General features: G+C 59.2%; 29 protein-coding genes. 12 read left to right on the top strand and 17 right to left on the bottom strand.

The annotated features are described in order from the left end of the window. Nucleotides 1-43 precede the first annotated feature (43 nt). Nucleotides 44-937 carry a LysR family transcriptional regulator gene (locus AC1D19_RS00755; protein ID WP_477761996.1) on the bottom strand — a complete coding sequence of 298 codons (894 nt, stop codon included), beginning with the start codon at nt 935-937 and terminating at the stop codon, nt 44-46. Between the two features lie 101 nt (nt 938-1,038). Between AC1D19_RS00755 and AC1D19_RS00750 the strand changes: the two genes are divergently transcribed. Both AC1D19_RS00750 and speB read left to right on the top strand, forming a co-directional pair. Then, entirely contained in the window at nt 1,039-2,130 is a 1,092-nt protein-coding gene (locus AC1D19_RS00750; RefSeq protein ID WP_477760360.1) for a polyamine ABC transporter substrate-binding protein, read from the top strand. A 20-nt stretch (nt 2,131-2,150) separates the two neighbouring features. Beyond that, the gene (gene speB, locus AC1D19_RS00745) at nt 2,151-3,110 is read left to right on the top strand and encodes an agmatinase (RefSeq protein WP_477761995.1); all 960 of its coding nucleotides are present in this window, start codon (nt 2,151-2,153) and stop codon (nt 3,108-3,110) included. A 112-nt stretch (nt 3,111-3,222) separates the two neighbouring features. Here the strand turns inward: speB and AC1D19_RS00740 are convergent, their stop codons facing one another. After that, entirely contained in the window at nt 3,223-4,275 is a 1,053-nt protein-coding gene (locus AC1D19_RS00740; RefSeq protein ID WP_477761994.1) for an aldo/keto reductase, read from the bottom strand. 158 nt (nt 4,276-4,433) lie between these two features. Between AC1D19_RS00740 and zapE the strand changes: the two genes are divergently transcribed. The 3 genes from zapE (at nt 4,434) to AC1D19_RS00725 (ending at nt 6,770) form a co-directional block, all read left to right on the top strand. After that, nucleotides 4,434-5,552 (top strand): cell division protein ZapE, encoded by a 1,119-nt coding sequence (gene zapE, locus AC1D19_RS00735; protein WP_477761993.1) that lies wholly within the window; start codon nt 4,434-4,436, stop codon nt 5,550-5,552. A 26-nt stretch (nt 5,553-5,578) separates the two neighbouring features. After that, entirely contained in the window at nt 5,579-6,160 is a 582-nt protein-coding gene (locus AC1D19_RS00730) for a DinB family protein (protein WP_477753784.1), read from the top strand. A 118-nt stretch (nt 6,161-6,278) separates the two neighbouring features. Beyond that, nucleotides 6,279-6,770, top strand: a complete 492-nt coding sequence (locus AC1D19_RS00725; protein WP_477761992.1) for a GNAT family N-acetyltransferase — start codon at nt 6,279-6,281, stop codon at nt 6,768-6,770. Between the two features lie 75 nt (nt 6,771-6,845). Here AC1D19_RS00725 and AC1D19_RS00720 read toward each other — a convergent pair whose 3' ends face one another. Further along, nucleotides 6,846-7,055 carry a hypothetical protein gene (locus AC1D19_RS00720; protein ID WP_007994798.1) on the bottom strand — a complete coding sequence of 70 codons (210 nt, stop codon included), beginning with the start codon at nt 7,053-7,055 and terminating at the stop codon, nt 6,846-6,848. Nucleotides 7,056-7,257: 202 nt separating this feature from the next. Beyond that, entirely contained in the window at nt 7,258-7,440 is a 183-nt protein-coding gene (locus AC1D19_RS00715) for a DUF6026 family protein (RefSeq protein WP_108217489.1), read from the bottom strand. A 273-nt stretch (nt 7,441-7,713) separates the two neighbouring features. On the opposite strand from AC1D19_RS00715, the gene gnd reads away from it, so the two are divergent. From gnd to AC1D19_RS00700, 3 genes are read left to right on the top strand one after another with little or no spacing between them, the layout of a single operon-like run. Further along, nucleotides 7,714-8,694 (top strand): phosphogluconate dehydrogenase (NAD(+)-dependent, decarboxylating), encoded by a 981-nt coding sequence (gene gnd / locus AC1D19_RS00710; RefSeq protein WP_477761991.1) that lies wholly within the window; start codon nt 7,714-7,716, stop codon nt 8,692-8,694. Beyond that, nucleotides 8,691-10,205: a glucose-6-phosphate dehydrogenase gene (zwf, locus tag AC1D19_RS00705; protein WP_477761990.1), complete on the top strand. Its 1,515-nt coding sequence runs from the start codon at nt 8,691-8,693 to the stop codon at nt 10,203-10,205. The genes gnd and zwf overlap by 4 nt, the downstream gene beginning before the upstream one ends. Beyond that, nucleotides 10,202-11,023 (top strand): HAD family hydrolase, encoded by an 822-nt coding sequence (locus AC1D19_RS00700; RefSeq protein ID WP_477761989.1) that lies wholly within the window; start codon nt 10,202-10,204, stop codon nt 11,021-11,023. Before zwf ends, AC1D19_RS00700 begins: the two co-directional genes overlap by 4 nt. Before the next feature lie 131 nt (nt 11,024-11,154). Here the strand turns inward: AC1D19_RS00700 and nhaB are convergent, their stop codons facing one another. The 3 genes from nhaB to AC1D19_RS00685 form a co-directional block, all read right to left on the bottom strand. Continuing rightward, the gene (gene nhaB / locus AC1D19_RS00695; RefSeq protein ID WP_477761988.1) at nt 11,155-12,657 is read right to left on the bottom strand and encodes a sodium/proton antiporter NhaB; all 1,503 of its coding nucleotides are present in this window, start codon (nt 12,655-12,657) and stop codon (nt 11,155-11,157) included. A 78-nt stretch (nt 12,658-12,735) separates the two neighbouring features. After that, nucleotides 12,736-14,025: an NHL repeat-containing protein gene (locus AC1D19_RS00690; RefSeq protein WP_477761987.1), complete on the bottom strand. Its 1,290-nt coding sequence runs from the start codon at nt 14,023-14,025 to the stop codon at nt 12,736-12,738. Between the two features lie 289 nt (nt 14,026-14,314). Continuing rightward, a complete protein-coding gene (locus AC1D19_RS00685; protein WP_477761986.1) occupies nt 14,315-14,581 on the bottom strand; it encodes a hypothetical protein in 267 nt (88 codons plus the stop codon). Nucleotides 14,582-14,922: 341 nt separating this feature from the next. Between AC1D19_RS00685 and AC1D19_RS00680 the strand changes: the two genes are divergently transcribed. Then, nucleotides 14,923-16,248, top strand: a complete 1,326-nt coding sequence (locus AC1D19_RS00680) for a sigma-54 dependent transcriptional regulator (RefSeq protein WP_477761985.1) — start codon at nt 14,923-14,925, stop codon at nt 16,246-16,248. 55 nt (nt 16,249-16,303) lie between these two features. Here AC1D19_RS00680 and AC1D19_RS00675 read toward each other — a convergent pair whose 3' ends face one another. The 8 genes from AC1D19_RS00675 to pnuC form a co-directional block, all read right to left on the bottom strand. Next, nucleotides 16,304-17,611, bottom strand: a complete 1,308-nt coding sequence (locus tag AC1D19_RS00675; RefSeq protein ID WP_477761984.1) for a hypothetical protein — start codon at nt 17,609-17,611, stop codon at nt 16,304-16,306. 46 nt (nt 17,612-17,657) lie between these two features. Beyond that, nucleotides 17,658-18,419, bottom strand: a complete 762-nt coding sequence (locus AC1D19_RS00670; RefSeq protein WP_477761983.1) for a hypothetical protein — start codon at nt 18,417-18,419, stop codon at nt 17,658-17,660. 26 nt (nt 18,420-18,445) lie between these two features. Then, complete coding sequence (locus AC1D19_RS00665; RefSeq protein WP_477761982.1) at nt 18,446-19,126, bottom strand: C39 family peptidase; 681 nt, start codon at nt 19,124-19,126, stop codon at nt 18,446-18,448. A gap of 67 nt (nt 19,127-19,193) precedes the next feature. Next, nucleotides 19,194-20,048: a heme utilization protein gene (locus tag AC1D19_RS00660; protein WP_477753795.1), complete on the bottom strand. Its 855-nt coding sequence runs from the start codon at nt 20,046-20,048 to the stop codon at nt 19,194-19,196. A 64-nt stretch (nt 20,049-20,112) separates the two neighbouring features. After that, nucleotides 20,113-20,691 (bottom strand): adhesin, encoded by a 579-nt coding sequence (locus tag AC1D19_RS00655; protein ID WP_477761981.1) that lies wholly within the window; start codon nt 20,689-20,691, stop codon nt 20,113-20,115. 1 nt (nt 20,692) lies between these two features. Beyond that, on the bottom strand, nt 20,693-21,139 hold the full coding sequence (locus AC1D19_RS00650; RefSeq protein WP_477761980.1) for a hypothetical protein: 447 nt from the start codon (nt 21,137-21,139) through the stop codon (nt 20,693-20,695). Nucleotides 21,140-21,486: 347 nt separating this feature from the next. Beyond that, entirely contained in the window at nt 21,487-22,011 is a 525-nt protein-coding gene (locus AC1D19_RS00645; RefSeq protein WP_477762335.1) for an AAA family ATPase, read from the bottom strand. Beyond that, nucleotides 22,008-22,571: a nicotinamide riboside transporter PnuC gene (pnuC, locus tag AC1D19_RS00640; protein ID WP_477753799.1), complete on the bottom strand. Its 564-nt coding sequence runs from the start codon at nt 22,569-22,571 to the stop codon at nt 22,008-22,010. Before pnuC ends, AC1D19_RS00645 begins: the two co-directional genes overlap by 4 nt. Nucleotides 22,572-22,866: 295 nt before the next feature. On the opposite strand from pnuC, the gene AC1D19_RS00635 reads away from it, so the two are divergent. Further along, nucleotides 22,867-23,697: an undecaprenyl-diphosphate phosphatase gene (locus AC1D19_RS00635; protein ID WP_477753800.1), complete on the top strand. Its 831-nt coding sequence runs from the start codon at nt 22,867-22,869 to the stop codon at nt 23,695-23,697. After that, nucleotides 23,694-24,122 (top strand): DUF1294 domain-containing protein, encoded by a 429-nt coding sequence (locus tag AC1D19_RS00630; RefSeq protein ID WP_477753801.1) that lies wholly within the window; start codon nt 23,694-23,696, stop codon nt 24,120-24,122. Before AC1D19_RS00635 ends, AC1D19_RS00630 begins: the two co-directional genes overlap by 4 nt. A gap of 7 nt (nt 24,123-24,129) precedes the next feature. On the opposite strand, the gene AC1D19_RS00625 is transcribed toward AC1D19_RS00630, so the two are convergent. Both AC1D19_RS00625 and AC1D19_RS00620 read right to left on the bottom strand, forming a co-directional pair. Continuing rightward, nucleotides 24,130-24,489, bottom strand: a complete 360-nt coding sequence (locus tag AC1D19_RS00625; RefSeq protein ID WP_108217507.1) for an MmcQ/YjbR family DNA-binding protein — start codon at nt 24,487-24,489, stop codon at nt 24,130-24,132. After that, nucleotides 24,486-25,394, bottom strand: coding sequence for a LysR substrate-binding domain-containing protein (locus tag AC1D19_RS00620; RefSeq protein ID WP_477761979.1), 909 nt, complete (start codon nt 25,392-25,394; stop codon nt 24,486-24,488). Before AC1D19_RS00620 ends, AC1D19_RS00625 begins: the two co-directional genes overlap by 4 nt. Before the next feature lie 131 nt (nt 25,395-25,525). Here AC1D19_RS00620 and AC1D19_RS00615 point away from each other — a divergent pair, with 131 nt between their 5' ends. Then, nucleotides 25,526-26,137 carry an FMN-dependent NADH-azoreductase gene (locus tag AC1D19_RS00615; RefSeq protein ID WP_477761978.1) on the top strand — a complete coding sequence of 204 codons (612 nt, stop codon included), beginning with the start codon at nt 25,526-25,528 and terminating at the stop codon, nt 26,135-26,137. The last annotated feature ends 159 nt before the right edge of the window (nt 26,138-26,296 follow it).

Here is a 26,296-nt window from a genome sequence, read left to right as displayed (position 1 = left end):
CATGGTGATGACCGGCACTGTTTCAGCGTAGACCAACGCGTATTCAGGCAAACGCCGCGAGCAGATCCTCTTCGAACGCCTTCTGCGCATCGCCGGCCACCTGAGCCCGATGCCGGGCCAGATGAAACGCGACATCGAAACTCATGTCGCCTCGGCGCACGGCCCTGAGCAAACCTTTGTCTTCCCAGCCACGGGCAAAGTGGCTGGGCAAATAACCGACATGCTTGCCGGAAAGGATAAAGGCGAGGGTGCCTTCGACTTGCTCCGAACGTGCCGAACACCGCTTGCCCTGAAAGGGTTCGTCACTGCGCAGGAAACGGTAGGGGTGATCGACCCGGTCGCTGGCCTGCAGGTCCTGATCGATCGGGTTCGCGTTGGTGAACAGTGGATGGCCGGGGGCGCAATACAGGTGCTGGGTTTCAATGAACAGTTCGCGGTAGTCAAACGCACTTTGTACTTGCGAGAAGTAGCCGATGGCCAGGTCCAGCCGCTGTTGCAGCAGCAGGCGTTCCATCTCGCCGGGCATGGCGCTGATCAGCTCGATACGCACCGACTCGTCCCGCTCACGGAAGCGCCGGATTGCTTCGGCCACCCGTTGCAGCACCGATTGATCCAGGGCTTCGGACAGGCCCAGACGCACTTCGCCGATCAGGCGTCCGGCCACGCCGTTGGATTGATGACGGAAGGCTTCGATGGACTCGAACAGTCCACGGGCGGCGCTGAGCAATTGCTCGCCCTTGGGAGTGATCTTGAATCCGCCCTTGCCGCGACTGCACAAGCGATAGCCAAGGCGGGTTTCCAGTTTGGCCATTTGCTGGCTGATGCTCGACTGGCTCAACCCCAACTCGCCCTGGGCTGCGCTGAAGCCGCCGCACTCCACCACGTTGACGAACAACCGCAATAATTGCAGATCCAGATCATGCAGTTGGCCGAGCATCAAACATTACTCCGTCATAAAGTCAGGTTAATTAACTTGGTATTTCACCAATGTATCCGACGACGCATCCTGCAACCACTTCCTCTGGTCAGGTGTTCGTCATGGCTCCCATGTTCAAGCTGTGTTTACCCGCGCTGTTGCTCGTCGTTGCCGCTTCGGCCCAGGCCGAGGACAAGGTGGTCAATCTGTACAGTTGGGCCGATTACGTGGCTCCTGAAACCCTGCAACGGTTCGAGCAGGAGACGGGCATCCATGTACGCTACGACACCTTCGATGCGCCGGAGGTACTGGAAACCAAGCTGCTCACCGGTGGCAGCGGGTACGACGTGGTCGTCCCGTCGTCCAGTGTGCTGGCGCGCGGCCTGGCGGCAGGTGCGCTCAAGGCCATCCCCCATGAGGGCCTGAAGGGCTACGCCAATCTTGATCCCGATCTGTTGGAGAAGATGGCGGCGGTAGATCCCGGTAATCGCTATGGCGTGCCCTATACATGGGGCACCCTGGGGCTCGGGATGAATGTCGAGGAGGTGAAGAAACGCCTGCCGAATGTACCGCTCAACAGCCTCGACCTGCTGTTCAAACCGGAATACGCCAGCAAGCTGAAGGACTGTGGCATCGCGGTCATTGATTCACCACAGGAAGTGATCGGCCTGGCCTTGCATTATTTGGGCAAGGATCCCTACAGCACCGACAAGAGCGATCTCGACGCGGCCCAAACGTTATTGCATCAGTTGCAACCCTCGGTGCTTTACGTCGCCAGCGGGCGGCAGATCAACGATCTGGCCAATGGCAGCATCTGCCTTGCGCTGACCTACAACGGTGACGCCAGCATGGCCGCCGACCAGGCGCGCAAGGCCAACAAACCGTTTGAAATCGCCTACCGGATTCCCAGGGAAGGCACCATCGTGTGGCAGGACAACCTGGCGATCCCCAAGGACGCGCCACACCCCGAGGCTGCCCGCCAGTTCATCGAATTCATGCTGCGCCCCGAGTCCGTCGCGGCGCTGACCAACACGCTGTTTTTTGCCACCGCCAACCAGGCCGCCACGCCGCTGGTGGATGAGGCAGTGCGCACAGATCCGGACATTTACCCACCCGCCGATGTGCGTGACCGGCTTTACGCCGACCGCAGCATGAGCCTCAAGGACATGCGCCAGCGCACCCGTTTGTGGACCACTTTCCGTAGCCGCCAATAAGAAAAGAGCAGGAGCCTTCAATGGACGTCCCGATGCAGAACGATCAAGCCCTTACCCGTGACAGCCTTTACGGCACGGCCGCCGAAAGTACCTACGCCGGCATTACCAGCTTCATGCGTCGACGCTACAGTCGTGACCTGCGTGGCGTTGATGTGGCCGTCAGTGGCGTGCCGTTCGACACGGCCACCAGCAACCGCCCCGGCGCACGCTTCGGACCACGGGGCATTCGTGCCGCCTCTGCCGGGATCGCCTGGGAACGGCACTGGCCGTGGACGTTTGATCCGTTCGATCACCTGGCGGTCATCGACTACGGCGATTGCGATTTCGATTACGGCGCGCCGCAGTCGACGCCCGAAATGATTGAGGCCCACGCCGAGCGCATCCTCGACGCCGGCAGCGCGATGCTGACCTTTGGCGGCGACCATTTCATCACCTATCCACTGCTCAAGGCCCATGCCCGCAAGCACGGGGCGTTGTCGCTGATCCACTTCGACGCCCACAGCGACACCTGGCCGGACGAAGAGGGCAAGCGGATCGATCACGGCACCATGTTCTGGCACGCGGCCAGGGAAGGGCTGGTCGATCCGTCACGTTCGGTACAAATCGGCTTGCGCACCACCAACGATGATCATCAAGGCTTTCAAGTGCTCGACGCGCGGCAGGTGCATCGTCGTGGCTGCGAAGCGATTGTCGAGGCGATTCGGGCGCGGGTCGGCGACAACCCCGTGTACCTGACCTTCGACATCGACTGCCTCGATCCGGCGTTTGCTCCGGGCACCGGAACACCGGTGTGTGGCGGCTTGAGTACGGTGCAGGCGCTGGAAATTCTCGGCGGTCTACGCGGGATCAATCTGGTGGGCATGGACGTGGTGGAAGTGGCCCCGGCCTATGACAGCGCAGAGATTACATCACTGGCGGCGGCGACACTGGCGATGGAGATGCTGTGTCTGTATGCGGCTAAACATAAGGTCGATAAGTAATACACCCAACCCTGTGGGGAGTCTGCTCGCGATGGCGGTCCTGCATTCAACATCTCTGTTGGCTGACAGGGCCTCATCGCGAGCAGGCTCGCTCCTACAGTTTTGATGGGTGTCAGGCCACTGGAACGATCGGCCGGTCGAGGATCTGACCACCGCTGAAGCGTGCGGATGAACCGCTGATGGAATCGTGCGGCACGCCTCTGGCTACATCACTGACGCTATCGAGTCGTGCCAGTTGCTCAGCACTCAACTGCACATTCAGCGCGCCCAACGTGGCGTCCAGCTGTTCACGAGTCCGGGAACCGAGGATCGGAATCAGCGCCGTGGTCGAGCGTTTGGCCTGTTCCCGCAGCCAGGCAATGGCCACATGGGTCGGGCTGGCGTCCAGTTCTGCGGCAACGCTGATCAAGGTGTCGAGCAGGGCAGTTTCGCGGGCGCTTTTTTCGGCATGAATCAGCACCCCGAGTTTGTTCGCGCGGTTGTCGCCTTCACTGTTGCGATACTTACCGGTGAGGAAGCCGCCACCCAGCGGCGACCACAGGGTCGCGGCCAGGCCCAGGGCTTCGGCCATCGGCAGTTGTTCGCGCTCAGCGGTGCGTTCGGCGAGGCTGTACTCGACCTGGATCGCGGCAATCGGCGCAAAACCACGTACCTCGGCCAGCAGGTCGGCACGAGCGATGCGCCACGCAGGGAAGTTCGACAGCCCGGCGTAATGAATCTTGCCGGCACTGACCAGGTCGTCGAAGCCGCGCAGGATCTCCTCCATGGGCGTGACGCCGTCGCTCATGTGGGCCCAGAACAGGTCGATGTGATCGGTTTTCAGGCGTTTCAGGCTTTCTTCGACGGCGCGCACCATGTTCTTGCGACTGTTGCCAGTGTGGGAAATGCCGGCCGCGGGTGTAGTCCCGAGGGTGTATTTGGTGGCGATGACCAGGCTATCCCGTTCTGCGGCGATGAATTCGCTGAGCATGGCCTCGGACTGCCCGCCCTGATAGCCATTGGCGGTATCGATGAAGTTGCCGCCGGCTTCCAGGTAGCCATCAAAAATGCGCCTGGCTTCGTCGCGCTCGGCGCCATGACCCCAACCGGTACCGAAATTACCGGCGCCCAACGCCAGTTCGGAAACACGCAAGCCGGTTTTACGACCGAAAACTTTGTAATGCATGGGACGACTCCAGAGGGATGGCGACAAGGTTAATAAATTGTCAGTAACATCTATTAAATATTATGCTAGTAATTTAATGCGTCAAGGCGCTTTTCCTTTCTGCACAAAACTGCCGATCACCGGTCGCGTTTTCAATGCACAATGGCATACTGCCGCCCATGACTATCGATTCCCCCTTAAGCGCCTGGCAGCACGCCATCGAACAAAAGGGCTTCGTCCAGGACGAGGCCCAGGAATATGCCGTGTGGGCGCTGCAAAAATGCCACGAAGCGCTGCATGAAGGCCGTTCGCCCGTTTCCGGTGTGTACCTGTGGGGGCCGGTGGGGCGGGGCAAAACCTGGTTGATGGACCAGTTCTACCATAGCCTGCGAGTACCGGCGCGGCGCCAGCACTTTCACCACTTCATGGGCTGGGTGCACCAGCGCTCGTTTCAACTGACCGGCACCGCCGATCCGCTCAAGGCGCTGGCTCGTGAATTGGCCGAAGAAGTGCGCGTTCTGTGTTTCGACGAGTTGTTCGTCAACGACATCGGCGACGCGATCATTCTCGGGCGCCTGTTCCAGGTGATGTTCGAACAGGGCGTGGTGGTGGTCTGCACGTCCAATCTGCCGCCGGACCAGTTGTACGCCGACGGATTCAATCGCGACCGCTTCATGCCCGCCATCGCGGCGATCAAGCAGCACATGCAGGTAATTGCAGTGGATGGTGGGGAAGACCATCGCCTGCATCCGGGAGCCGGTTCGCAACGCTACTGGGTGGCCGAGGCCGGTCAGCCCGGCGCGCTGGATGAAGTGTTCCAGATGTTGAGCGTCGGCCAGTCAGTATCGAGCGACTCGATCCAGGTCGGTTACCGTTCCCTTGAGGTGCTCAAGGCCAGCCCGACTGTGCTCTGGACCCGTTACGCCGCGCTGTGCGAGCAACCCTTCGCGGCCATGGATTTCATCGCCCTGTGCGATACCTACGGCGCTATTCTGTTGAGTGACGTGCCCAACCTCAGCGCGCAGAAACGCGCCGGGCGCATTGCTCGCGGCACCGAGGACGGTGTCGAGCGGGTGGACGCGGGGGATCGCGAGTTGCCGCAGTTGTCGGTGCACGACGACGGGGTGCGACGCTTCATTGCCCTGGTGGACGAATGCTACGACCGCAAGGTGCCGCTGTACCTTGAAGCGCAAGTGCCAATGGCATCGCTTTACACTGAGGGTTATCTGGAATTCCCGTTCCGCCGCACCCTCAGCCGATTGCAGGAAATGCAACTGCAACGGTTTGCCGAAGTTTGATAAGGATTTGATCGGGAACAGCGAACATGAATCAGCCCCTGTCACACCATTTGCTGACCATGGCCTATCAGAACGCCTGGGCCAATCACCGACTGGCCAAGGCCTGGCGTCAGTTGAGCCCGCAGGAACTGAGCGCACCCCGGGTCAGTTTCTTCCCCTCGATCCGCGCCACGCTCAATCACATCCTGACCTGTGACTGGTTCTATGTGGACGCCCTGGAGCGGGAACTGCGCGGCGACGATCCGCATCCCGATTGCCGGGTGTTTTTCAAGGAAGACGAGCCCTGCCTCATGGCGACGGACCTCGTTGGCGAACAGGCCCACGTCGACCGCCGGCTGATCGCCTACTGCGAGCAGATGCGCGATGCCGACCTTGGCAAAATCGTGACCATCGCCCGCGACACCCCGCAACACGACAGTCGCTTGCGCTTGCTGTCCCATCTGTTTGAACACCAGATCCATCACCGCGGCCAGGTACACGCCATGCTCAGCGGCACCTCGGTCCAGCCACCGCAACTCGACGAGTTTTTCTGCGCCGGTGAGTCGCACTTGCGGGCCGAGGATTTTGCCGGGCTGGGATGGACGGAAGCCTTGATCTGGGGCGCTTGAGCGCCAAAGAATTCCACGGTTGCGATTGTCGGTAACACGGTGCTCGCGCTATCGTGCAGCGGGCACTTCAGCGTGAAATACATGCTGGGGGCTACTTCATGTGTGATCGAGGATGGAAATGGACTCCGCAGAAATTCTTGTGCTTCAGGCCAGTTATACCAATCCGGTGCATGCCGAGGCTATTTGTCTGGTGTTGAACCACTACGCCGAGGACCCGATGGGCGGCGGCCAGCCGTTGCCAGCCCATGTACTGGCGCAACTCCCGGCAGAGCTCGCCAGGCGTTCCCACGCCTTCAGTGTGCTGGCCTTTGTCGGTGGCGAGCCGGCCGGACTGGTCAATTGCTTCGAGGGGTTTTCCACCTTTGCCTGCCGGCCGCTGGTCAATGTGCACGATGTGGCGGTGGTGAAAAAATTTCGCGGCCTGGGCTTGAGCCAGAAGATGCTGCAAAAAGTCGAGGACATCGCCCGTCAGCGTGGCTGCTGCAAGCTCACCCTGGAAGTGCTGGAAGGCAACGCTGTGGCCCAGGGGGCCTATGAAAAAGCCGGTTTCGCCCCCGGCATGTTCGACCCGGCCCATGGACGGATGCTGTTCTGGATCAAGAGCCTCTGATTCAACAGGCAAAAAAAGGGCGTCCATCAGGACGCCCGACAGTCTTCTGTGACCCTGGAGTCAGAAGTCCATGGATCATTTCGGTCTGTAGGTTTCAGTCATTTGTGCGGTTTGATCGTCCGGAACCCGCAGCTCAGTGCTTTGGATGGGGTGGCCCAAGGCTTGTTGCTGGGCCAGTCGCAGGCTTTCATAGTAATAGCGCATGCGTTCGGCTCCGCCTTCGGCAAAAGCGCTGGATGCGCCCAAGGCCATCAGGCCGGCGAGGATCAATGCGGTGCGTTTCATGGTTTGCCTCCCACTACAGATGTCGGATGCCTTTCGTCCATGAATCAATGAAGCAGTGTCGAAATGGCATTATCCGCCGAATCCGTTCAATGGGAATCAACTTCACCAACGACCTTCATGGCTAACGCGGGAAGCCTGCTCGGAGAAGGTCGCGAGCCGGTGCGGAAGCAGTGCAGACTGCTCCCGCTTGAAAGGAGGGGGGTCAGGCGAGTGGGGCGCGTTGCGTCACAGCCAGGGGCTGCACCTGATTGGCTTGCAGCAGCAGTCGCAACTGCGCCAGCTCCTGTTTCAATTGATCGCGTTCGTCCTTCAACTGGCGCAACTCATCACGACGGATTGTGACGTAAAGGGTTTGTGCTGGCAGTGCGGTGTGTACTGTGCCCATTGCTCACCTCGCAAATGGCGTGTCTCAACTGTAGAACCGCCTCGAAAATCAACGGCTGATCTACTATCGGCGCCAATTTTGATTTCTTTTGCCCCCGAAGGGAACTTTTTTATTTTTCATGGTCGTTGTGTCTTCGGTTTGATTCCCGACGTTATCCATCAGGATCGGGCACAATGCCCGGAAACTTCACGCCAACGCTCTGGACTAACCTCATGAGTCGCGTTGGGCTATAACCTTTGACACACTTTTATTTGTAGTAGGGAGCATCAGCACATGCAACTCGGGATTATTGGACTGGGCCGCATGGGCGGCAATATTGCGCGGCGCCTGATGCTCAACGGGCACACCACCGTTGTTTACGATCGCAATACCGCCTTTGTCGAAGCCCTGGCCACAGAAGGCTCCACGGGCGTCACCGATCTGCCGGCGCTGGTCGCTGGCCTGGCCAGGCCGCGTGCGGTCTGGGTCATGCTGCCGGCCGGCGCGCCGACCGAAGAAACCATCGACACCCTGAGCACCTTGCTCGAAGCCGGCGACACCATCATCGACGGCGGTAACACCTTCTATAAGGACGATATCCGCCGGGCGAAAACCCTGTCGGAAAAAGGCCTGCATTACATCGACGTCGGTACCTCCGGCGGCGTATGGGGCCTGGAGCGCGGTTACTGCATGATGATCGGCGGCGATGCCGAGACCGTTAAGCGCCTCGACCCGCTGTTCGCAACCCTGGCCCCGGGCCTGGGCGACATCCCGCGCACCAGGGACCGCAAGTCCGATGACGAGCGTGCCGAACACGGCTACATTCACGCCGGTCCCGCCGGCGCCGGGCATTTCGTGAAGATGATCCACAACGGCATCGAATACGGAATGATGCAGGCCTTCGCCGAAGGCTTCGACATCCTCAAGACCAAAAACAGCGAGAACCTGCCGCCAGACCAGCGTTTCGACCTGAACGTCGCCGACATCGCCGAAGTCTGGCGCCGTGGCAGCGTGGTGTCCTCGTGGTTGCTCGATCTGACCGCCGACGCCCTGGCCAGCGATCCGAAACTCGACGGTTTCTCCGGGTCCGTGGCCGACAGCGGTGAAGGTCAATGGACCATCGAAGCCGCCATGGAGCAAGCGGTACCGGTGCCGGTGCTGTCGAACTCGCTGTTCTCCCGCTACCGTTCCCGTGGGCAAGGCACCTTTGGCGACAAGATTCTCTCGGCACAGCGCTTCGGCTTCGGCGGCCACGTGGAGACCTCGAAAAAATGACCCATTTGATCCGCAGGAAATCCAAGGCTGAGCCCGCACCACCGACGACGCTGTTTCTGTTTGGCGCCCACGGTGACCTGGTCAAGCGTCTGTTGGTGCCGGCGCTGTATAACCTCAAGCGCAACGGGCTACTCGGGGATGGACTGCGGATCATCGGCGTTGACCACAACGCCATCAGCGATGAAGGCTTTGCGCAAAAGCTCGAAGATTTCATTCGAAACGAGATGGCTGGCAAGGGTGACCACACCCTTGATCCAGCGGTCTGGTCCAAACTTGCCAAAGGCATCAGCTACGTCCAGGGCGATTTCCTGGACGACAGCACTTATCAAGCGCTGGCGGCGAAAATCGCCGACAGCGGAACCGGCAATGCGGTGTTCTACCTGGCCACCGCACCGCGTTTCTTCAGTGAAGTGGCACGCCGCCTCGGTACCGCCGGCTTGCTGGAGGAGACCCCCGAGGCGTTCAGAAGGGTCGTGATCGAAAAGCCCTTTGGCTCTGACCTGCAAACGGCCGAGGCCTTGAACACCTGCCTGCTCAAGGTGATGACGGAAAAGCAGATCTACCGGATCGATCATTACCTGGGCAAGGAAACCGTGCAGAACATTCTGGTCAGCCGTTTTTCCAACAGCCTGTTCGAAGCGTTCTGGAACAATCACTACATCGATCACGTGCAGATCACCGCCGCCGAAACTGTCGGCGTGGAAACCCGTGGCAGTTTTTATGAGCACACCGGCGCCCTGCGGGACATGGTGCCCAATCACCTGTTCCAGCTGCTGGCGATGGTGGCGATGGAACCACCCGCCGCGTTTGGCGCCGATGCGGTGCGCGGCGAGAAAGCCAAGGTCGTCGGCGCGATCAGGCCCTGGACGGTGGAGGAGGCCCGCGCCAACTCGGTGCGCGGTCAATACACTGCAGGTGAGATCGACGGCAAGGCACTGCCAGGCTATCGCCAGGAAGACAAGGTCGCACCCGACAGCAATACCGAAACCTATGTGGCCCTCAAGGTCATGATCGACAACTGGCGCTGGGTCGGCGTGCCGTTCTACCTGCGTACCGGTAAACGCATGAGCGTGCGTGACACCGAGATCGTCATCTGTTTCAAACCGGCGCCCTATGCGCAGTTCCGCGATACCGAGGTCGACGAGTTGCAGCCGACCTATTTGCGCATTCAGATCCAGCCCAACGAAGGCATGTGGTTCGACCTGTTGGCCAAGCGTCCCGGTCAGGCCCTGAAGATGGACAACATCGAGCTGGGGTTTGCCTACAAGGACTTCTTCGAGATGCAGCCGTCCACCGGCTACGAAACCCTGATCTACGATTGCCTGACCGGCGACCAGACACTGTTCCAGCGCGCCGACAACATCGAGAACGGCTGGCGCGCGGTGCAACCGTTCCTGGATGCCTGGCAGCAGGATTCCAGCGTGCAGGGCTATGCCGCCGGGGAAAACGGCCCCAAGGCCGGCGAAGAATTGCTGACTCGCGACGGCCGCGTCTGGCACCGCCTCGGATGAAGGAATCCTCGCAACGGCCCATCCGTTTTCTGCTTAGTGACATGGACGGCACCTTGCTGCTGCCCGATCACAGCCTGAGTCAGCGGACCATCGAGGCGGTCCGCTCGTTGCGCGAGGCGGGCGTATTGTTCAGCCTGGCCACCGGCCGACCACCCAAAGCCATGTTGCAAGTCATTGAAGCGTTGGGCGTCGACCTGCCGACGGCGGCGTTCAATGGCGGGACGCTGGTCAATCCGGACGGCAGTTTGCTCGTCGCGCACTATTTGCCGGCGAGTGCCGCGTTAACCACTTTGACGCTACTTTGCGACCTGCCTGATGTTGAGGTGTGGGTGTTCAGTGGCGGCGACTGGCTGGTCAAGGATGCGAACGGCCCGATGGTGCCTCGCGAGCAGCACGGTCTGGGCTACCCACCGGTGGTGGTCGACAGTTTTGAACCGTATCTGGAAAGCATCGACAAGATTGTCGCCGCGAGCAACAACACCCAATTGTTGATTGAGCTCGAAGCGCGATTGCTACTTCAGGTAGAAGGCCAGGCACAGGTGTCGCGTTCGCAACCGGTGTACCTGGATGTGACCGCCATGCAAGCGAACAAGGGCGAGGCATTGGTGACGCTGGCCAGACATCTCAGCGTGCCGCTGGAACAGACGGCGGCGATCGGGGATGGCGGCAATGACCCGGCGATGTTTCAGGTTGCCGGGTTGTCGATCGCCATGGGACAGGCGGAGGAGGCAGTCAAGCGTCAGGCCGATGTGATCACTGGCGCCAATACCGAGGACGGTGCGGCGCAGGCGATCGAGCAATACATCCTCCCTCGATAACAACGCAAACCCTTTGTGGGAGCGAGCTTGCTCGCGATGAGGCCATGTCAGTCACCAAATGTGTTGAATGTCAGGCAGCAATCGTCGGAACGCCGCCCGGAGCAAGCTCGCTCCCACAGGGCTCGGCGGTGTCAGAGCCAGTAGCTCACCGCATACCACCCGAGCAAGCCCATCACCACGGTGTACGGCAACGCCATCCAGACCATCCGCCCGTAAGACAGGCGCACCAGCGGTGCGATCGCCGAAGTCAGCAGGAACAGAAACGCCGCCTGACCGTTGGGCGTCGCCACGCTAGGCAGGTTGGTGCCGGTATTGATCGCAATGGCCAGCGTCTCGAAATGCTCACGGGTCATCTCACCCGCCATGAATGCGCGCTTCACTTCGGTGATGTAAATGGTTGCCACGAACACGTTGTCGCTGATGGCGGACAGCAGGCCATTGGCAATGAACAGCATGCCCGGTTGTTGGTCCGCCGGCAGCGCCAGCACCCAGTGGATCAGCGGGGCGAACAGTTGCTGATCGTGAATCACCGCGACCACGGCGAAAAACACCACCAACAATGCGGTAAATGGCATGGCGTCCTTGAATGCTGTGCCCAGGCGGTGTTCGTCGGTGATACCGGTAAAGGCGGTGATCAACACGATCACCATCAAACCGATCAAACCCACTTCGGCGATGTGAAACGCCAGCCCGGCAATCAGAATCAATGCGGCAACGCCTTGCACCAGCAGCGCTGCACGTTGGCGTGTGGTGCGCTCGGCATTGTCTTCGGCGGCGTAGTTGGCCAGTACCGCGCGGACGTTATCCGGCAACAGCGTGCCGTATCCGAACCAGCGCAGCTTTTCCAGCAGAATGCACGTCACCAGTCCGGCAACCAGTACCGGCAGGGATACCGGCGCAACCCGGGTAAAGAAGTCGGAGAAGTGCCAGCCCATTTCATGGCCGATCAGCAGGTTCTGCGGCTCACCGACCAGCGTGCAGACACCGCCCAATGCGGTGCCCACGGCACCGTGCATCAGCAGGCTGCGCAGAAAGGCGCGGAACTGTTCGAGATCACCCTGATGGAGGGTGGGCAGATGTTTGTCGTCGCTGAACTCGCTGTCCAGACGCGGATCGTTACCCGAGGCGACGCGGTGATACACCGAGTAAAAGCCTACGGCGGCACTGATGATCACGGCAGTCACGGTCAAGGCATCGAGGAACGCCGACAGAAACGCCGACAGAAAGCAGAACATCAGGGCCAGCAGGGCCTTGGAACGAACCCCCAACAGCAGGCGCGAGAACAGGTACAGCAACAAGTCCTTCATGAAATAGATACCGGCCACCATGAACATCAGCAGCAGGATCACCGGGAAATTGTGCAGCAACTCGTCGTACAGCGCCTGTGGCGTGGTCATCTTCAGCAGCAGGGCTTCAATCAATAACAGGCCGCCGGGCATCAGCGGATAACACTTGAGCGCCATGGCCAGGGTAAAGATGAACTCCAGCACCAGCAGCCAGCCGGCCGCCACCGGGCCTGCGGTCCACAGCACCAGGGCATTGAGAATCAGAAAGCCGACGATGCAGGCCTTATACCAACGGGGCGAGTTCCCGAGAAAGTTGTGCGCGAACGCCTGGGCCATTGAACCGGACATCGGCTGCTCCTTGTTTTAAGAAGCGCGCAAGTTGCCGTAAGCGGGCGAGAAGATCAAGCGCAGGAAAAACCCATCGGTTTAGCCTAGAAAGCGCGCGACGACTGCCTTGTAACTGCCCTGCAGCGAATAGCCGCCAGCCACGATGTTTCCATTGGCCTGCACCGTGACACAGGTGGCGGTATCCGGGCCGGGGCCCAGGCGAGTACGCGTACAGCCACAGCCTTTGCCAAAGCGGCGATCGAGATGGCCGTTGGGCAGGTATCGCCCGACAATGAAGTCTGCTTCAACGCCGCCGATGGTTGCACCCGCCGCCAGCACACAGCCATCGGGCTGTAACTGCGCGGCGATCCACTGGCATCCGCTGTGACCGATTTGCAGCCGCTGTGGTTGTCCGCCGTTGCAATGATTGTCGGGTCGGCCATTGCTGTGCATTTTAAATGTCAGGCAGTGCATCGGCTCGCAACTGCTGCCGAAACACAGGATGTCACCTTCGTTTTGCTGGACCACCTGACTGACCCGGGCGCCATGCCCTTGCGTTTTGAAGGTCATGAATCCATCCACGGCAAAACGGTCGTCGAGGCGGCCGTCAGCGTGATAGCGTGCCAGCAAGCCTTCTTCAGGAAAGTTGATCGATCCACCGACCAGAATTCGGCCATCACGTTGTACCGTCAGGTTGCTGAGCCAGGTATTCATCAGCAGGTGCCTGACCACCACGAAGCCGCTACCGTTGAACGAGCAGTCCAGCGAGCCTTCGACATCCAGTCGTATCAACAGGCCGACGTGATCGGCCAGTTCGTAGTGATGGTTGGCCAGGATCAGGATCCGGCCATCTTGTTGTACGTCCACATCGCAGGCTTCCGCGCCCGGCACACCGGGCGGCAGCCATGCATCACGAATGCCCAGGGACAGACCGCCAGGCAATCGCACGACGCAGCGACCATTATCGCCAAAGCTCTGAACCAGGCGACCCTGCTGATCCAGCAAGGCGAGGGCCGGGAGCGTGCGGTGCGTGTTTTCGTAGTGCAGCCCGGCCAACAGGATATTGCCGTCGGGCATGACCAGAACCTTGGCGCCCATGGCTTCGAACCCCGGTTCGAATTGGCCGATGACACTACCTTGCTTGCCGAACGCGAGGTCTGCGCAACCGTCCTCCAGCAAGCGGGCCAGACCAAAGCGGCTGCCATCGGCCATGCCGACTTTTGCGGCTACCAGCAAGCGGCCCTGCGCATCGATCGCAATGTCATTGGCGAGGCTGGAAAGGCTGTCGACGAAATACACCTGGGTTTTGCCGTTGGCGGCAAACGTCGTATCGAGGGTCCCGGGGGGGTGCCGGGTGGCGGAGAAGGTAAAAGCGGACTGGATTGACATGCGCCGCAACTCCTTGCGAGTCGTCCTGATCCAGAAGTTTGGGTGGCGACTATGTAGGGAGAATATTCAATCCCTGAATGATGAGATGCGCAATGGTGAGAACTCACAGACGGAGAGTCGTTATGTGCCACAACAGTGTCTTTTCGAACCAATGGCAAGCCTGCAAAGTACCGGGTGCGCAAAAGTTCGAATTTGTGCGGGAAATGAGTGCGGATCGGTGAAAACGATCAACCCAACTAATGGCAGGGGGGGAGGGTGCGGATTACCCCGGAGTAATCCGCAAAACAGATTAGTTCGGCATCGACCACGATTGCAGTGTGTAACCTTCCTCGCTCAATTCGGCGCGGGCCTGTTCCAGCAGACGTTCAAGTTGTTGAGGGTCGGAGTAGGCACTGCTTGGGATCTGCTTGCGGCCAATGCTGGTGCTGGTGCGGTCGATAACGGTCAGGCTGAGTTCGCCATTACCGTCTTGTGGGGCCCAGGCCACGCATTTGAATGGTTTGAATGCGCGGTCGGCAATCAGCAATGCTTCGTTGATACGGAGCGGGGCGTTCATAGGGTCTTCTCTCTGTATGCCCAATCAAGTGATGTGCCGTCGGTTGGGCTTACCGTTCGGCTGGTTACTTGTACTGATGCCCGCAACCGGGGTTTGGGTCACACACAATCAAAAGAAATTTCCACTTTATTTCATAGGCTCAAGAATGATGCTGGCATTGAAAGCGCAATGAAAGGAAGAGTCGTTAGGTAACTAACAGAATCGCAACTTATAACTGGTTTTACAGCGTCCCTATAGTCAAACAGTACAAGGCCCTGTCAAATTCTTGCTAATGTTACAGTTAGGTCTGCCAAATGACTGTTTTTAATAAAATTTCTTAAATTTGGCGTCAAGGAACAGTCATGAGCGATGCGCCTGCTTTACGACGTTTATTAGTGGTGGACCCCTGTGACGATTGCTATCGTCTGCTCCCTGGATTGCGCGCTATCGGTTGGGACGTTGATAGCTGCACGCTGGCGAACGCCACTGACCGAACCTGTGACGTGGGCTTGTTACGCTTGCAGCCCTCTCACCTTGAGCACCCGGAAGCCGTCAAGGAATTGATCAGCCGCAGTGGCACCGAGTGGATAGCGGTACTCAATCAGGAAGTGCTGCGCCTGCAAAATGTCGGCGACTTTGTGTGTGAATGGTTTTTTGACTTTCATACCTTGCCATTCGATGTGTCCCGGGTTCAGGTAACGCTGGGCCGGGCGTTTGGCATGGCGCGATTGCGCGGGCAGGGAACGGTCTATGTTGACCAGCCCGAGCATGAATTGCTGGGTGACAGCAAACCTATCCGTGAACTGCGAAAACTGTTGAACAAACTGGCTCCGACAGAGTCTCCGGTGTTGATTCGGGGTGAAAGCGGCACTGGCAAGGAACTGGTCGCACGCACCCTGCATCGTCTGTCCCAGCGTCACAGCAAACCCTTTATCGCGATCAATTGTGGTGCGATTCCCGAACACTTGATCCAGTCCGAGCTGTTTGGCCATGAGAAAGGCGCATTTACCGGCGCGCACCAACGCAAGGTCGGACGGATAGAAGCCGCCAACGGTGGCACTCTGTTTCTCGACGAGATCGGTGACCTGCCACTGGAGTTGCAGGCCAACCTGTTGCGGTTCCTCCAGGAGAAACACATCGAGCGGGTGGGCGGCAGTCAGCCGATTGCGGTGGATGTGCGGGTTCTGGCGGCAACGAATGTCGACCTTGAAGCCGCCATCGAGAAGAAACGCTTTCGCGAAGACTTGTATTACCGCTTGAACGTACTGCAAGTGGCGACCGTTCCACTGCGCGAGCGCCATGGCGACCTGGCGGCGCTGGCCAACCACTTCTCCCATTTCTACAGCCATGAAACCGGACGCCGCCCACGCAGTTTCAGCGAAGACGCATTGATTGCCATGGGCAAACACGACTGGCCAGGCAATGTTCGCGAACTGGCCAACCGCGTTCGTCGCGGGCTGGTATTGGCCGAAGGCCGGCAGATCGAGGCCCGTGATCTGGGGTTGATCAGTCAGCATACAATCGACGCGCCGATGGGCACCCTCGAAGAATACAAGAGCCGGGCCGAACGCCAGGCATTGTGCGATGTATTGAACCGCCACAGCGATAACCTGAGTGTCGCCGCCAAAGTATTGGGTGTGTCGCGTCCAACCTTCTACCGGTTGTTGCACAAGCACCAGATTCGCTGAACCGCAGCCGGAAACCAAAAAAACCGTTGAGATTGCAGCGGTTTTTTTATTCGGGTCAGAAGTAGTAAGGAAGTTTCAGGCTGAACTGAAAGTCCGGGGCATCGTCCGTCATGCCGATGGACAGGTTGGGTACGATAGTCAGGTTGTCGGTGGCCGCAATGGTCATGCCGATGTTGAAGTAACCGGCGTTGGCATCGCTGGAGACCACCGATTGCCAATCCCCGCCATCTTCCTTGAGCTTGCTTTTGCGTTGCACCAGGTCAGAGACCGAGAACGACATACTCATCTTTTCGTTCAAGGCGAACGCAATACCGGCGCCAATCTGGAAGCTGTCGCCAATGCGTACTTTGCCCGGTGTCTTGACCGCCGGGTTGGAGCTGATGTCGTCGAAAGACTCCTCCAGATTGTGCGTGTAGGACAGGCTGCCGAACAGCACTGCCGGATCGAACGTCTTGACCAGAGAGATCCCCGGTGTAATCGCCCAGACGCCATTACCGGTAGGCAAGGATTCAGGCACGGCCAGGTTGGAGTTATCGTCCACCCGAATCAGCTTGATGCCGAACGGATCTTTGCCGGTCGGCGCCTTGACGCGCAAGGTCACCACGGCATCCGGGGTGTTGACCGACTCGTCGAGGAATTTGTAGGCGATACCGAAGTTGACGTCACCTATGGTCGGGTCTTCCTTGACGGTATCTTCAGTCGTGACGTTGGCGGCGCCGTTATTGCCGCCACCGGACTGGTAGGTGGATTGACGGTAGACCACCGGCACGTTCAGGTCGAACTGCCAGCGATTGTTGAAGTTGTAGCGGCCGGTGAGGTCAAGCGTCCAGGTGTCGGCCTTGATCCGGTCCAGGTTGATGGCGCCCAGAAAGATCGAGTCCAGGGCGAGAAAACCGTTGAGGATCAGTTGGCGGGTATCGTATCGGGAGTAGGTAATCCCGGTTTCGAAGCTGAACTTGCCACCACCGAAGAACCCGCTGGCCTCGTCATACAGATTTGAAACGCTTTGCGCCGGTTGTGAGTCATCGGCCAACGATTGTCCATACGAGCTGCCGCTGCCCCCGGCGGCACCCCCTGAAGCGGCCGCCGCACCGGTGCCGGTGGCGACGTTTGGATTGCCTTTCATGTCTGCTGGCGACTTGGCCAGGCGTTTAGGGGGAGGAGAAGCGGGCTGGTCCTCAACCTGGCGGATTCGTTGTTCCAGTACCGCCAGGGCTTTTTGCTGGACTTCGTATCGTTGTTTCAACTCCAGAAGCTCTTGTTTGAGCGCCTCCATTTCCGGGTCAGCTGCTGCCGGCACCATCGCCGCCGGGAGTAGAGCACTCAAGCATACAACTGCACGCAGTGATACTGATCGGTACATGAAATAAGCCGTCCATTTGTGCCCAATGGTCCAGACTCAGCGTAGTTCAATAGCCCAAGGTCCGTAATGCAGCGAGTTGGTTCAGGTTGAAGTCCAATACACCTGTACTGGGGCCATTATTGTTGAGCACTACGTTGAGTTGAGTCATGTTGTTGACCACATTGCTGCTGCCCAGCAACCGGGTGTTTTGCAGCAACCCGCCTTGGGCGACCTGTTGCAGGCTTGAGCCCTGGTTGTTGTTGGCGGTAATGGCCACCTGAACACCGCCGCTCGTTGCGGAAACGGCGACACTGCCTGCGGCATTGCTGCCGGTAATGGTTTGACCGGCTATCAGCGCCTGGCCCTGGCTCGGCACCAGTGCAGGGGCCGTGCGGGCCTCTTTGACGTTGATGGCAATGTTGTTGTTTGAACTGTTGCCATCGCCTGCGGCCCGTGTGACCTGGGTTATGCCCCGGGAAGTGCTCAGGGCAGCGCCACCCGTCACGTTACCGCTGCCCGACCTGGACGTACCGCCATGACCGGATTGCTTGATGGTTGAAACATAGAACTCGGGTTTGACCGTTGCGGCTTGAAGTTGCATCGAGGTGGATGCCCCGATCAGATCACCACTGGCATTGCGCCAGGTACTGCTCATGACAACACCGAAGCTGATGATCCGCCCCGGCATCACATACCGGCCACGCAACGCGGCCAGTTCCTGGTCCTTGATCTCGATGGGTCTGAACTCATCAGCAAAACCTGAAGTGTTCGCTGCCAGACAGGCAGCGACCACCCAATACGAGGTTTTCATTTGCTGCTCCCGGAGCATCCTGCCCCCTATCATCTTATTGGCGATTAAAAGAAGTCGCTCTGTATGAAACCAAAATCCATCAGTTCAGCATCTTTGACCGGGTTGAAGTTATCCATCTTGTTCTTGGCTGTCAGCGGTTCCGGTGGACTGCGTAACGCATTGGTTTTGTCGTAACCGGGACCGACGATAGCGAAGATGATGCCATTCCAGCCTTTGACAAAGTCATCATGGGAATAGCGTTTGTGTCCGAGTACCGGGTCGCCGATATAGACCCAGTGCTTGTCCGCCCTCTGCAACACCACAAAGTGCTTGTAGCCGCGAATTTCCATCAGTACCACCACCGGAATCGTCACTGCATCGAGTCTTTCAGGCGGGATCTTGTAGCCCCGGGCGCGCATGCCGATGCGCTCTATGTAGCGCTTCATGTCCAGCATGGAAAAACCCTGGGTACGCACAAGGTCCTGGTCTGCGGTGACCAGCATGCCTTTGATGATGTGCTCCTCATCGACGTCAAGCCAATAGGCCTGGCGCAGTATCGTTGCCAGCGCGGCGGCACCGCAGCTGAAATCGGTTTTCTGTTCGACGATGTCGCTGAACTTGCGCTCACGCAAACTCTGTACGTGCTTGTATACCAGCACGCCACCCGGCAGGGCGGCTACCGGCATCTGTGCGGCCTGGGTCAGGCCAGACAGGCAGAGCAGGGCGAAAAGGACAGTCTTACGCATGATCGATACGCCTTGGGGCTGTAGAAAAGCCCCGTCGCCGGGGCTTTCATTGCTATTGCGATCGCGATTACTGGCAAAGTTTGCAGCCTGCGGCGATGGACAGCGAGTTGCTTTGCTGGTTGCCTACGCCGGACGATACGTTCGCTCCGCCGTTGCCGGAGAAGTTGTTCATCGAGCCCGTTATCGAAGCATTGTTGGTTACAGGGGGTTTCCAGCTATCTGGAGTCATCACTTGTTGAGTGGTTACGCCAGCCAGACCGAATACACCCACGGGTACGAAATCAGTCGTGGGATTGCCGTTGTTGGTGACCTTCATCCCGGACGTGCTTTGGTTGGCCGCTGCCGCCGCCAGTGCTACACGGCCGCCCGAAACGGCAATTGCCAGGTTGTTTTTCTGTTGGTTGAAGGCGCCGGTGGTCACGTTGATGCCGATGTTGCCGGAACCGCTGTTGCCGGCGTTATTGAGCGTTGTGTTGTTGGTGTTGGAGCGGTTCCTGGCGGTGTTGCCGTTGCTCCTCTGTGTCGCGCTGGAGACGGCGACGGCGGTGCCGAAAATAAAGCTTTCGTCAGCAGTGGCAAGGGCGGCGGCGTTGTCTTGTTGGTTGCCGTCACCGGCTGCAACGTTGGCACCCATGTTGCCGTTGGAGTTGTTCAGGGAGTTATCGGCTTTAGCGTCGTTTTGGGTGCCCTGGTTCGATACGGAGTTGTGACTGCTGATCTGCGAGTCCAGCACGGCGGCCCCGGCGCCTGCTGTAATCTGCAGAAACTGTTCCAGAGTCGGGCCATCAGGCTGAAGGTTGTTGCCTTGCCCAGTGCCCTGACCGTTGCCTTGACCATCAGCAAGAGAGCCTGCTTGTGCGGCGAATGCCATCACTGCTGCCAGAGCAAAAGCCAGAGGTTTGAGAGCAGTTGTCGGGTTCATGGTGTTTCTCCGTGCTCATTAGTTGGTCAAGTGTTGGTACGTCCCTAATCGCACTGTAATGGGGTCAGTCAGAGACCCGGATGCTCAGGGTGTTAGCCATTCGGTTCCCCACCCCGGCACTCTGGTTCACCTGGATCACTCCCCGGCTGCCGGTGAAGGCCTGGTCGCTTGTCACGACCTGGCGACTGCCGTTTGGGGTGCCAGTTGCTCCCGAGCTCGGTAACAAGGCCACGTTCTGTTGAGAAAGGGCACTATCGTCGATGGCTTGTGGTGCAGCGCTGATGCTGATGCGCATGGCGTTGGCCATCTGGTTGTTCGCCCCGGCGCCCTGGTTGACACCCAGTACGCCGCTGCCATTACTGAAAGAGGTGCCGCCGATATTGGCTGTCGCGTCAAGCGATGGATTGGCCGGCGTGGTGATTTTTTGCCTGACGCTGGTGGTCGCACCGGCTAGGGTACCAATGGCGATTGCGCGGACGTTGGCCTGCTGCTGTTGATCACCGGCCGCCTGGTTGACATTGAAGTTGCCTCGGTATTGAGTACCGGAATCCTGGATGGAGGCGGTGTTAACCGAACTGACGCCCGAATCGGCCATTACACTGGTGCCGCCGAGCAGGGCAAGTAACAGGAGGGATCGACTCATCTCATTGACCTCCCGCCATTTTGCCCAGTGAACCGAGGCCGCTGCTCATGGCGCGGTTGATGGTTCCGGAAATGGCGCCGCCACTACCACCACCCTGGCCGACAGACATGCCAGGCAAACCGTTGGGGTTGGTGACGACGTTGAGGCCTTGCAGGCCACCCGGGCTTTGCCCGTTGCTGTGGCGAAGGGCCGTTCCGGTGGTGACCCCGGCAATGTCGGCATCGCTGAGTTCGCCGGTGACGCGGGCCGATGGGTTGGCATTTAGGGTGTCAGGGTTCGGATCTCTGCCGCCGCTGCGACCGATGGGAGTTGCGTGAATGGTTCGATCAAGCACGATGACACCGTTGCCTTCGGCTTGTAGGTTGAAACTGAGAACAGTGCCGCCCGCGCTCGCGATCAGCAGGAGGCACGTCAAGCCCTTTTTATTCAGTATCCCCACGACGGTCATTCCTTCATTTGTGGGCTGGCCCTGGTCAGCGGTGTAAGGGATAGAGCGAAAGCTGTGCCGTTTTTTGAATATCGTGTTGATTCAATGGCTTGCGGAATTTGCCCGGGGGCCCTTTGCCGAGGATGTTCCAACGGTGAGACGAAACCATGCGCAGGCAACCCGGAAATGCCGGCGAACCCCTCTAGAACAGGGGTTATAGCGTTGTTGTATCAATGCCTTAACAAGTCCGGCGACCAAACGATGAAGGGCGTTGAAACGGGCAGTTTCAGGCACGGAGGGTGTTTCAGGATCGGACACTTTTCCCCAAAAACAGGGGGGGGTGATGGGGAAATTGCCCCAAACGCCGGTCAGGCGCCGAGCAATCGGGTCACGGCGTTCAGTGCCAAGAGTCGGCGTTCTGCCCAATCTCCGTGCAGTACCTGAACCGGTTGTGCGTGGCGCTCAAGCCAGGCCAGGGTCTGGTCGAAAAATGCCTGGCGCTCACTCAATCGGGGCTGGCAACGCTGGCCGTCATCCGTCCAGTCGACGTGTTCCGGCGACAGCAGCAAGTGCAAGTCGTAATGCCGGGCCAGTAGCGCTTGTTCAATCCAGGCGGGGCAATCGCCAAACAGCGTTTGGCTCCAGAGGATATTGCTCAACAGGTGCGTGTCGAGGATGAGCAAAGACGGTCGTTGCTCCCGCGCATGGTCTTCCCATGCCAATTGACCGCGGGCGATGTGCGCAATGTCGGCCAATGTGGTGTCCCGTGGATTCTGCTCGATGAACCAGCGCACATACTCGTCGACCAGAATCCCGCCGAAACGCTGTTGCAACTCGGCTGCCAGCCAGCTTTTACCGCTGGATTCGGGGCCTGTGAGTACCAGGACTTTCATGCGTGCAATGCCGGATCGGCGCGCCATTCGCGCCAGCCCTGCACGGCGATAACGGTGAACAACCCGTACAGGGTGGCGGTCAGGTACAGGTCCTTATAGATGAACAGCACGACGAAAATCACATCCAGGGCGATCCACAGCGGCCAGCACTGGACACGTTTTTGCGCCATCCAGACCTGCGCTACCAGGCTGAATCCGGTCAACGCCGCATCGAGCCAGGGTTGCGCAGCGTCGGTCCAGTTGGCCATGGCCGCCCCCAGCAACAGGCTGCCGATTGCACCGATGGCAAGGCTCAACGCCACGGACCGAGTGTCGAGCTGACTGACTTCGCGGCCATGGGTCGCTTCACCAATCCGCGTCCACTGCCACCAACCGTAAAGCTGCAAGGCGGCATAAACGACTTGCAGCAGCATGTCCGAATACAGCTTCACCTCAAAAAAGATCCAGCTATAGAGCAGCACCATGACCAGGCCGATGGGCCAGCACCAGGGGTTCTGTTTGACTGTCAACCAGACGGCAATGACACCGAGGGCGGCGGCAAACAGTTCAAGCCCGGACATGGAGGCTCCTTGGGAAAATCGGAAAGGGGACGGATTGTAACCGGATCGGCGTCGAGAATCCCGTGGCGCAGGGTGTGCTTCATTGGTGCGCGATAACGCGGCAGCGCCAATCGGACTTGTCTGGTAGGATTTCGGCCCCGCGCGGATAAACCCGAATCAGGATTGTTTTTTCACAGGATTTTTACGGTTCTGTGGTGATCCTTGATGCGCGGGCCTTCAGCTACGCTGATCGCAATTAAGGCTTTTGAAAAATACTAACGGGGCATGCCAATGCGCATAGCCTTTTGGGGGATTGATGGATCTTTGGACCGCCTTTCAGGCATTGATTCTTGGGATTGTAGAAGGGCTGACCGAATTCCTGCCCATTTCCAGTACCGGCCACCAGATCATCGTGGCCGACTTGCTCGGCTTCGGGGGCGAGCGGGCGATGGCGTTCAACATCATTATTCAGCTGGGTGCCATCCTGGCAGTGGTGTGGGAGTTTCGACGCAAGATCTTCGACGTGGTCATCGGTCTGCCGACCCAGCCGGGCGCTCGGCGGTTTACCGCGAACCTGTTGATCGCGTTCTTGCCGGCCGTGGTGTTGGGCGTGATCTTCGCCGATTTGATCCACGAATACCTGTTCAACCCGATCACCGTGGCAACGGCGCTGGTCGTGGGCGGGATCATCATGTTGTGGGCCGAGCGCCGTCAGCATGAAGTACACGCCGAAACGGTGGATGACATCACTTGGAAAGATGCCCTGAAAGTCGGCTTCGCCCAATGCCTGGCCATGATTCCGGGCACTTCGCGTTCGGGCTCGACGATCATCGGCGGGTTGCTGTTCGGCCTGTCGCGCAAGACCGCTACCGAGTTCTCGTTCTTCCTGGCGATGCCCACCATGGTCGGCGCAGCGGTGTACTCGGGCTATAAATACCGCCACCTGTTTGTCCCGGCGGATTTCCCGGTGTTCGCGATCGGTTTCGTCACGGCGTTCGTCTTCGCGATGATCGCGGTCCGCGGGCTGCTCAAGTTCATCGCCAACCACAGCTATGCGGCGTTTGCCTGGTATCGCATTGTGTTCGGCCTGATCATCCTGGCGACCTGGCAATTCGGCTGGGTCGACTGGAGCGCAGCCAAGCCGTGAGTGACTCAAGCTCGCGCAATAACCCCGGGCGCCAGCCCGGGGGACAGATCCGCCATTCACGGTTGAAATGGCTGGTGTTTGCAATCCTGTGCGCGTTGCCGCTGTCGGGTTCAGTGTCGTCATGGCTGCATGGGGAGTCGCTGATTCCCCTGGCGGCCTACGGCATCGTCAGCGTCGTGACGTTTTTTCTGTACTGGAGTGACAAGCGCAAGGCCCGCGCCGAGCAATGGCGGACGCCGGAGAATGTCCTGCATGCGCTGGAGTTCGCCGGAGGCTGGCCCGGTGCCTTGCTGGCCCAGCAAGCGTTTCGGCACAAAACCCGCAAAGTCTCGTACCAGTTGGTGTTCTGGATCATCGTGCTACTGCACCAGGTGTTCTGGATCGATCACCTGTTCCTCGGCGCACACGTGTTTGCCTTGCTCTAATAAGGCCCTATAGCAGCAGTCCGACTTGAGTGCGCTTTGGCAGCCTGCTCACCACCAACTGGTGCGAACGCTGCAGCAATCCCTGTAGCTCTTCGCTACCGAGCGGGTAGGGCGTCTCCATGATGATCCACTGGGCGCGCGCCAGATAAGGTGCCGGATGAATCCCCGGGCGGTCGCAATGACCGAGAAACAGATCCTTGTCGACCTTGAAGGCCAGGGAATCACCCCGCAGGCCCTGCAACGCGAACATCTTGTTCCCGGCAATCGAAAACACCCGTACGCCTCCCCATTTATAGTCTTCCCGCGCTCCCGGCAGGGCGAGGCAAAACTTCGCGACATCCTCTTCGCTCATCCGTCCGGCTTTCATAACAATCGTTCCCCACAGGCATTGAAGGATTCGACCAAATGGTCAATCCAGGCGCGTACCGCCGGCATCACCCCGCGTCGATGAGGATAGACCGCTTGCAGCCAGCCACCGGGCAACGACCACTCGGGTAGCAACTGCACCAGTGAGCCGTTTTCCAGTTCCTGCTCGCAATACATCATGGGCAGCATCGTAAAGCCCAGACCGGAGAGGGTGCTGGCCTTGCGCACGATAAAGTCATCGATGCCTAGCCGGGCCTCGAGCGCGAGTTCACAACTTTTGCCTTTTTGATCCAGCAGGCGGATGTGCACCAGGCGGTCGGCTTCCAGGGCGCCGAGCACCGGCAGGCTTTTCAGATCCTCGGGATGGTTGATCTCACGGCCCACGAGGAAACCGGGGCTGGCGACCATCAGCATCTGCGCCTGACGCAGGCGACGAGTGACCAGCAGCGGGTCTTCGTCGCCCAGCTCGCGCACACGCAGGGCCACGTCAATGCCTTCGTTCACCAGGTCGACCCGCCGGTTGAGCAGCATGACCTCCAGCTGAACTTGCGGAAACCGTTCCAGAAAGTCGCTGATCACCCCCGGCAATATTTCGTGGGCCAGCCCGACCGGGCAGGACACCCGTAAACGCCCGCGGGGCTCGCTGGACATACTGGCGACGGCCTCGTCGGCCATTTCCGCCTCCAGCAGCATCGCCTGGCAGTGCCTGAGGTAGCGCTCACCCACAGCGGTCAATTTCAGCTGTCGGGTGGTGCGTTGCAGCAATCGAGCACCAAGGCGTTCTTCCAGTTCGGCGATGCGCCGTGACAGTCGTGACTTGGGGATGCCCAGCAAACGCCCGGCTGCCGCGAAACCACCGGCTTCCACCACTTTGGCGAAGTAATACAGGTCGTTGAGGTCTTGCATGGTGTGAATCCGATTGTTCTATCTGTGGGACGAACTATCGCATTGTTGCCGTCTAATCAGCTATTGGTTTCGTCTGTAGGATTAGTCCCATCAGATCGCCCTTGTGGGCGATCCTCACTTGGAGATCCCACATGAAACTGCTGCATATCGATTCGAGCATTCTGGGCGACAACTCGGCTTCCCGTCAGCTGAGCGGCGAAGTCGTCAAAGCCTGGCAAGCCGCCGAGCCAAGCGCCGTGGTGACCTACCGCGACCTGGCCGCCGACGCGATCAGCCACTTCTCCGCCACCACCCTGGTCGCCGCCGGCACCACTGCAGAGTTGCGCAATGCCGCACAACAGCACGAAGCCGAACTCAGCGCCTCGACCCTGGCCGAATTCCTGGCTGCCGATGCCGTGGTAATTGCCGCACCAATGTACAACTTCACCATCCCGACTCAACTGAAGGCCTGGATCGACCGCATCGCGGTAGCCGGTCAGACCTTCCGTTACACCGAAGCCGGCCCTGAAGGCCTGTGCGGCGGCAAGAAAGTCGTGATCGTTTCGACCTCCGGCGGCATGCACGCCGGTCAGGCAAGCGGTGTTGCCCATGAAGAATATTTGAAGTTGCTGTTCGGTTTCATCGGCATCACCGACATCGAAATCGTCCGTGCCGAAGGCCTGGCATACGGTGACGACGTGCGCAACAAAGCCATGAGCGATGCTCACGTGCAAATCAGCGAGCAATTGTTCGCCGCTGCGTAAGGCTTGCGTAAAAGTAGGCAACCGTTCAGGTAAAGCCCAAAAAAACTCTGTAGTCTGGTTACGCAAGTACCAGCTACGGAGTTTTTTGTTTCTGGTCGTTTCAGACTGTGGCCCGACTTATGCTGTCAGGGTTCACGTCACAAGTCCGGTAACAAGGTG

It is taken from the genome of Pseudomonas sp. P1_C12 (assembly GCF_056406435.1).
The sequence above is the reverse complement of the archived record's forward strand: the minus strand, read 5'-3'. Positions and strand labels throughout refer to the sequence as shown.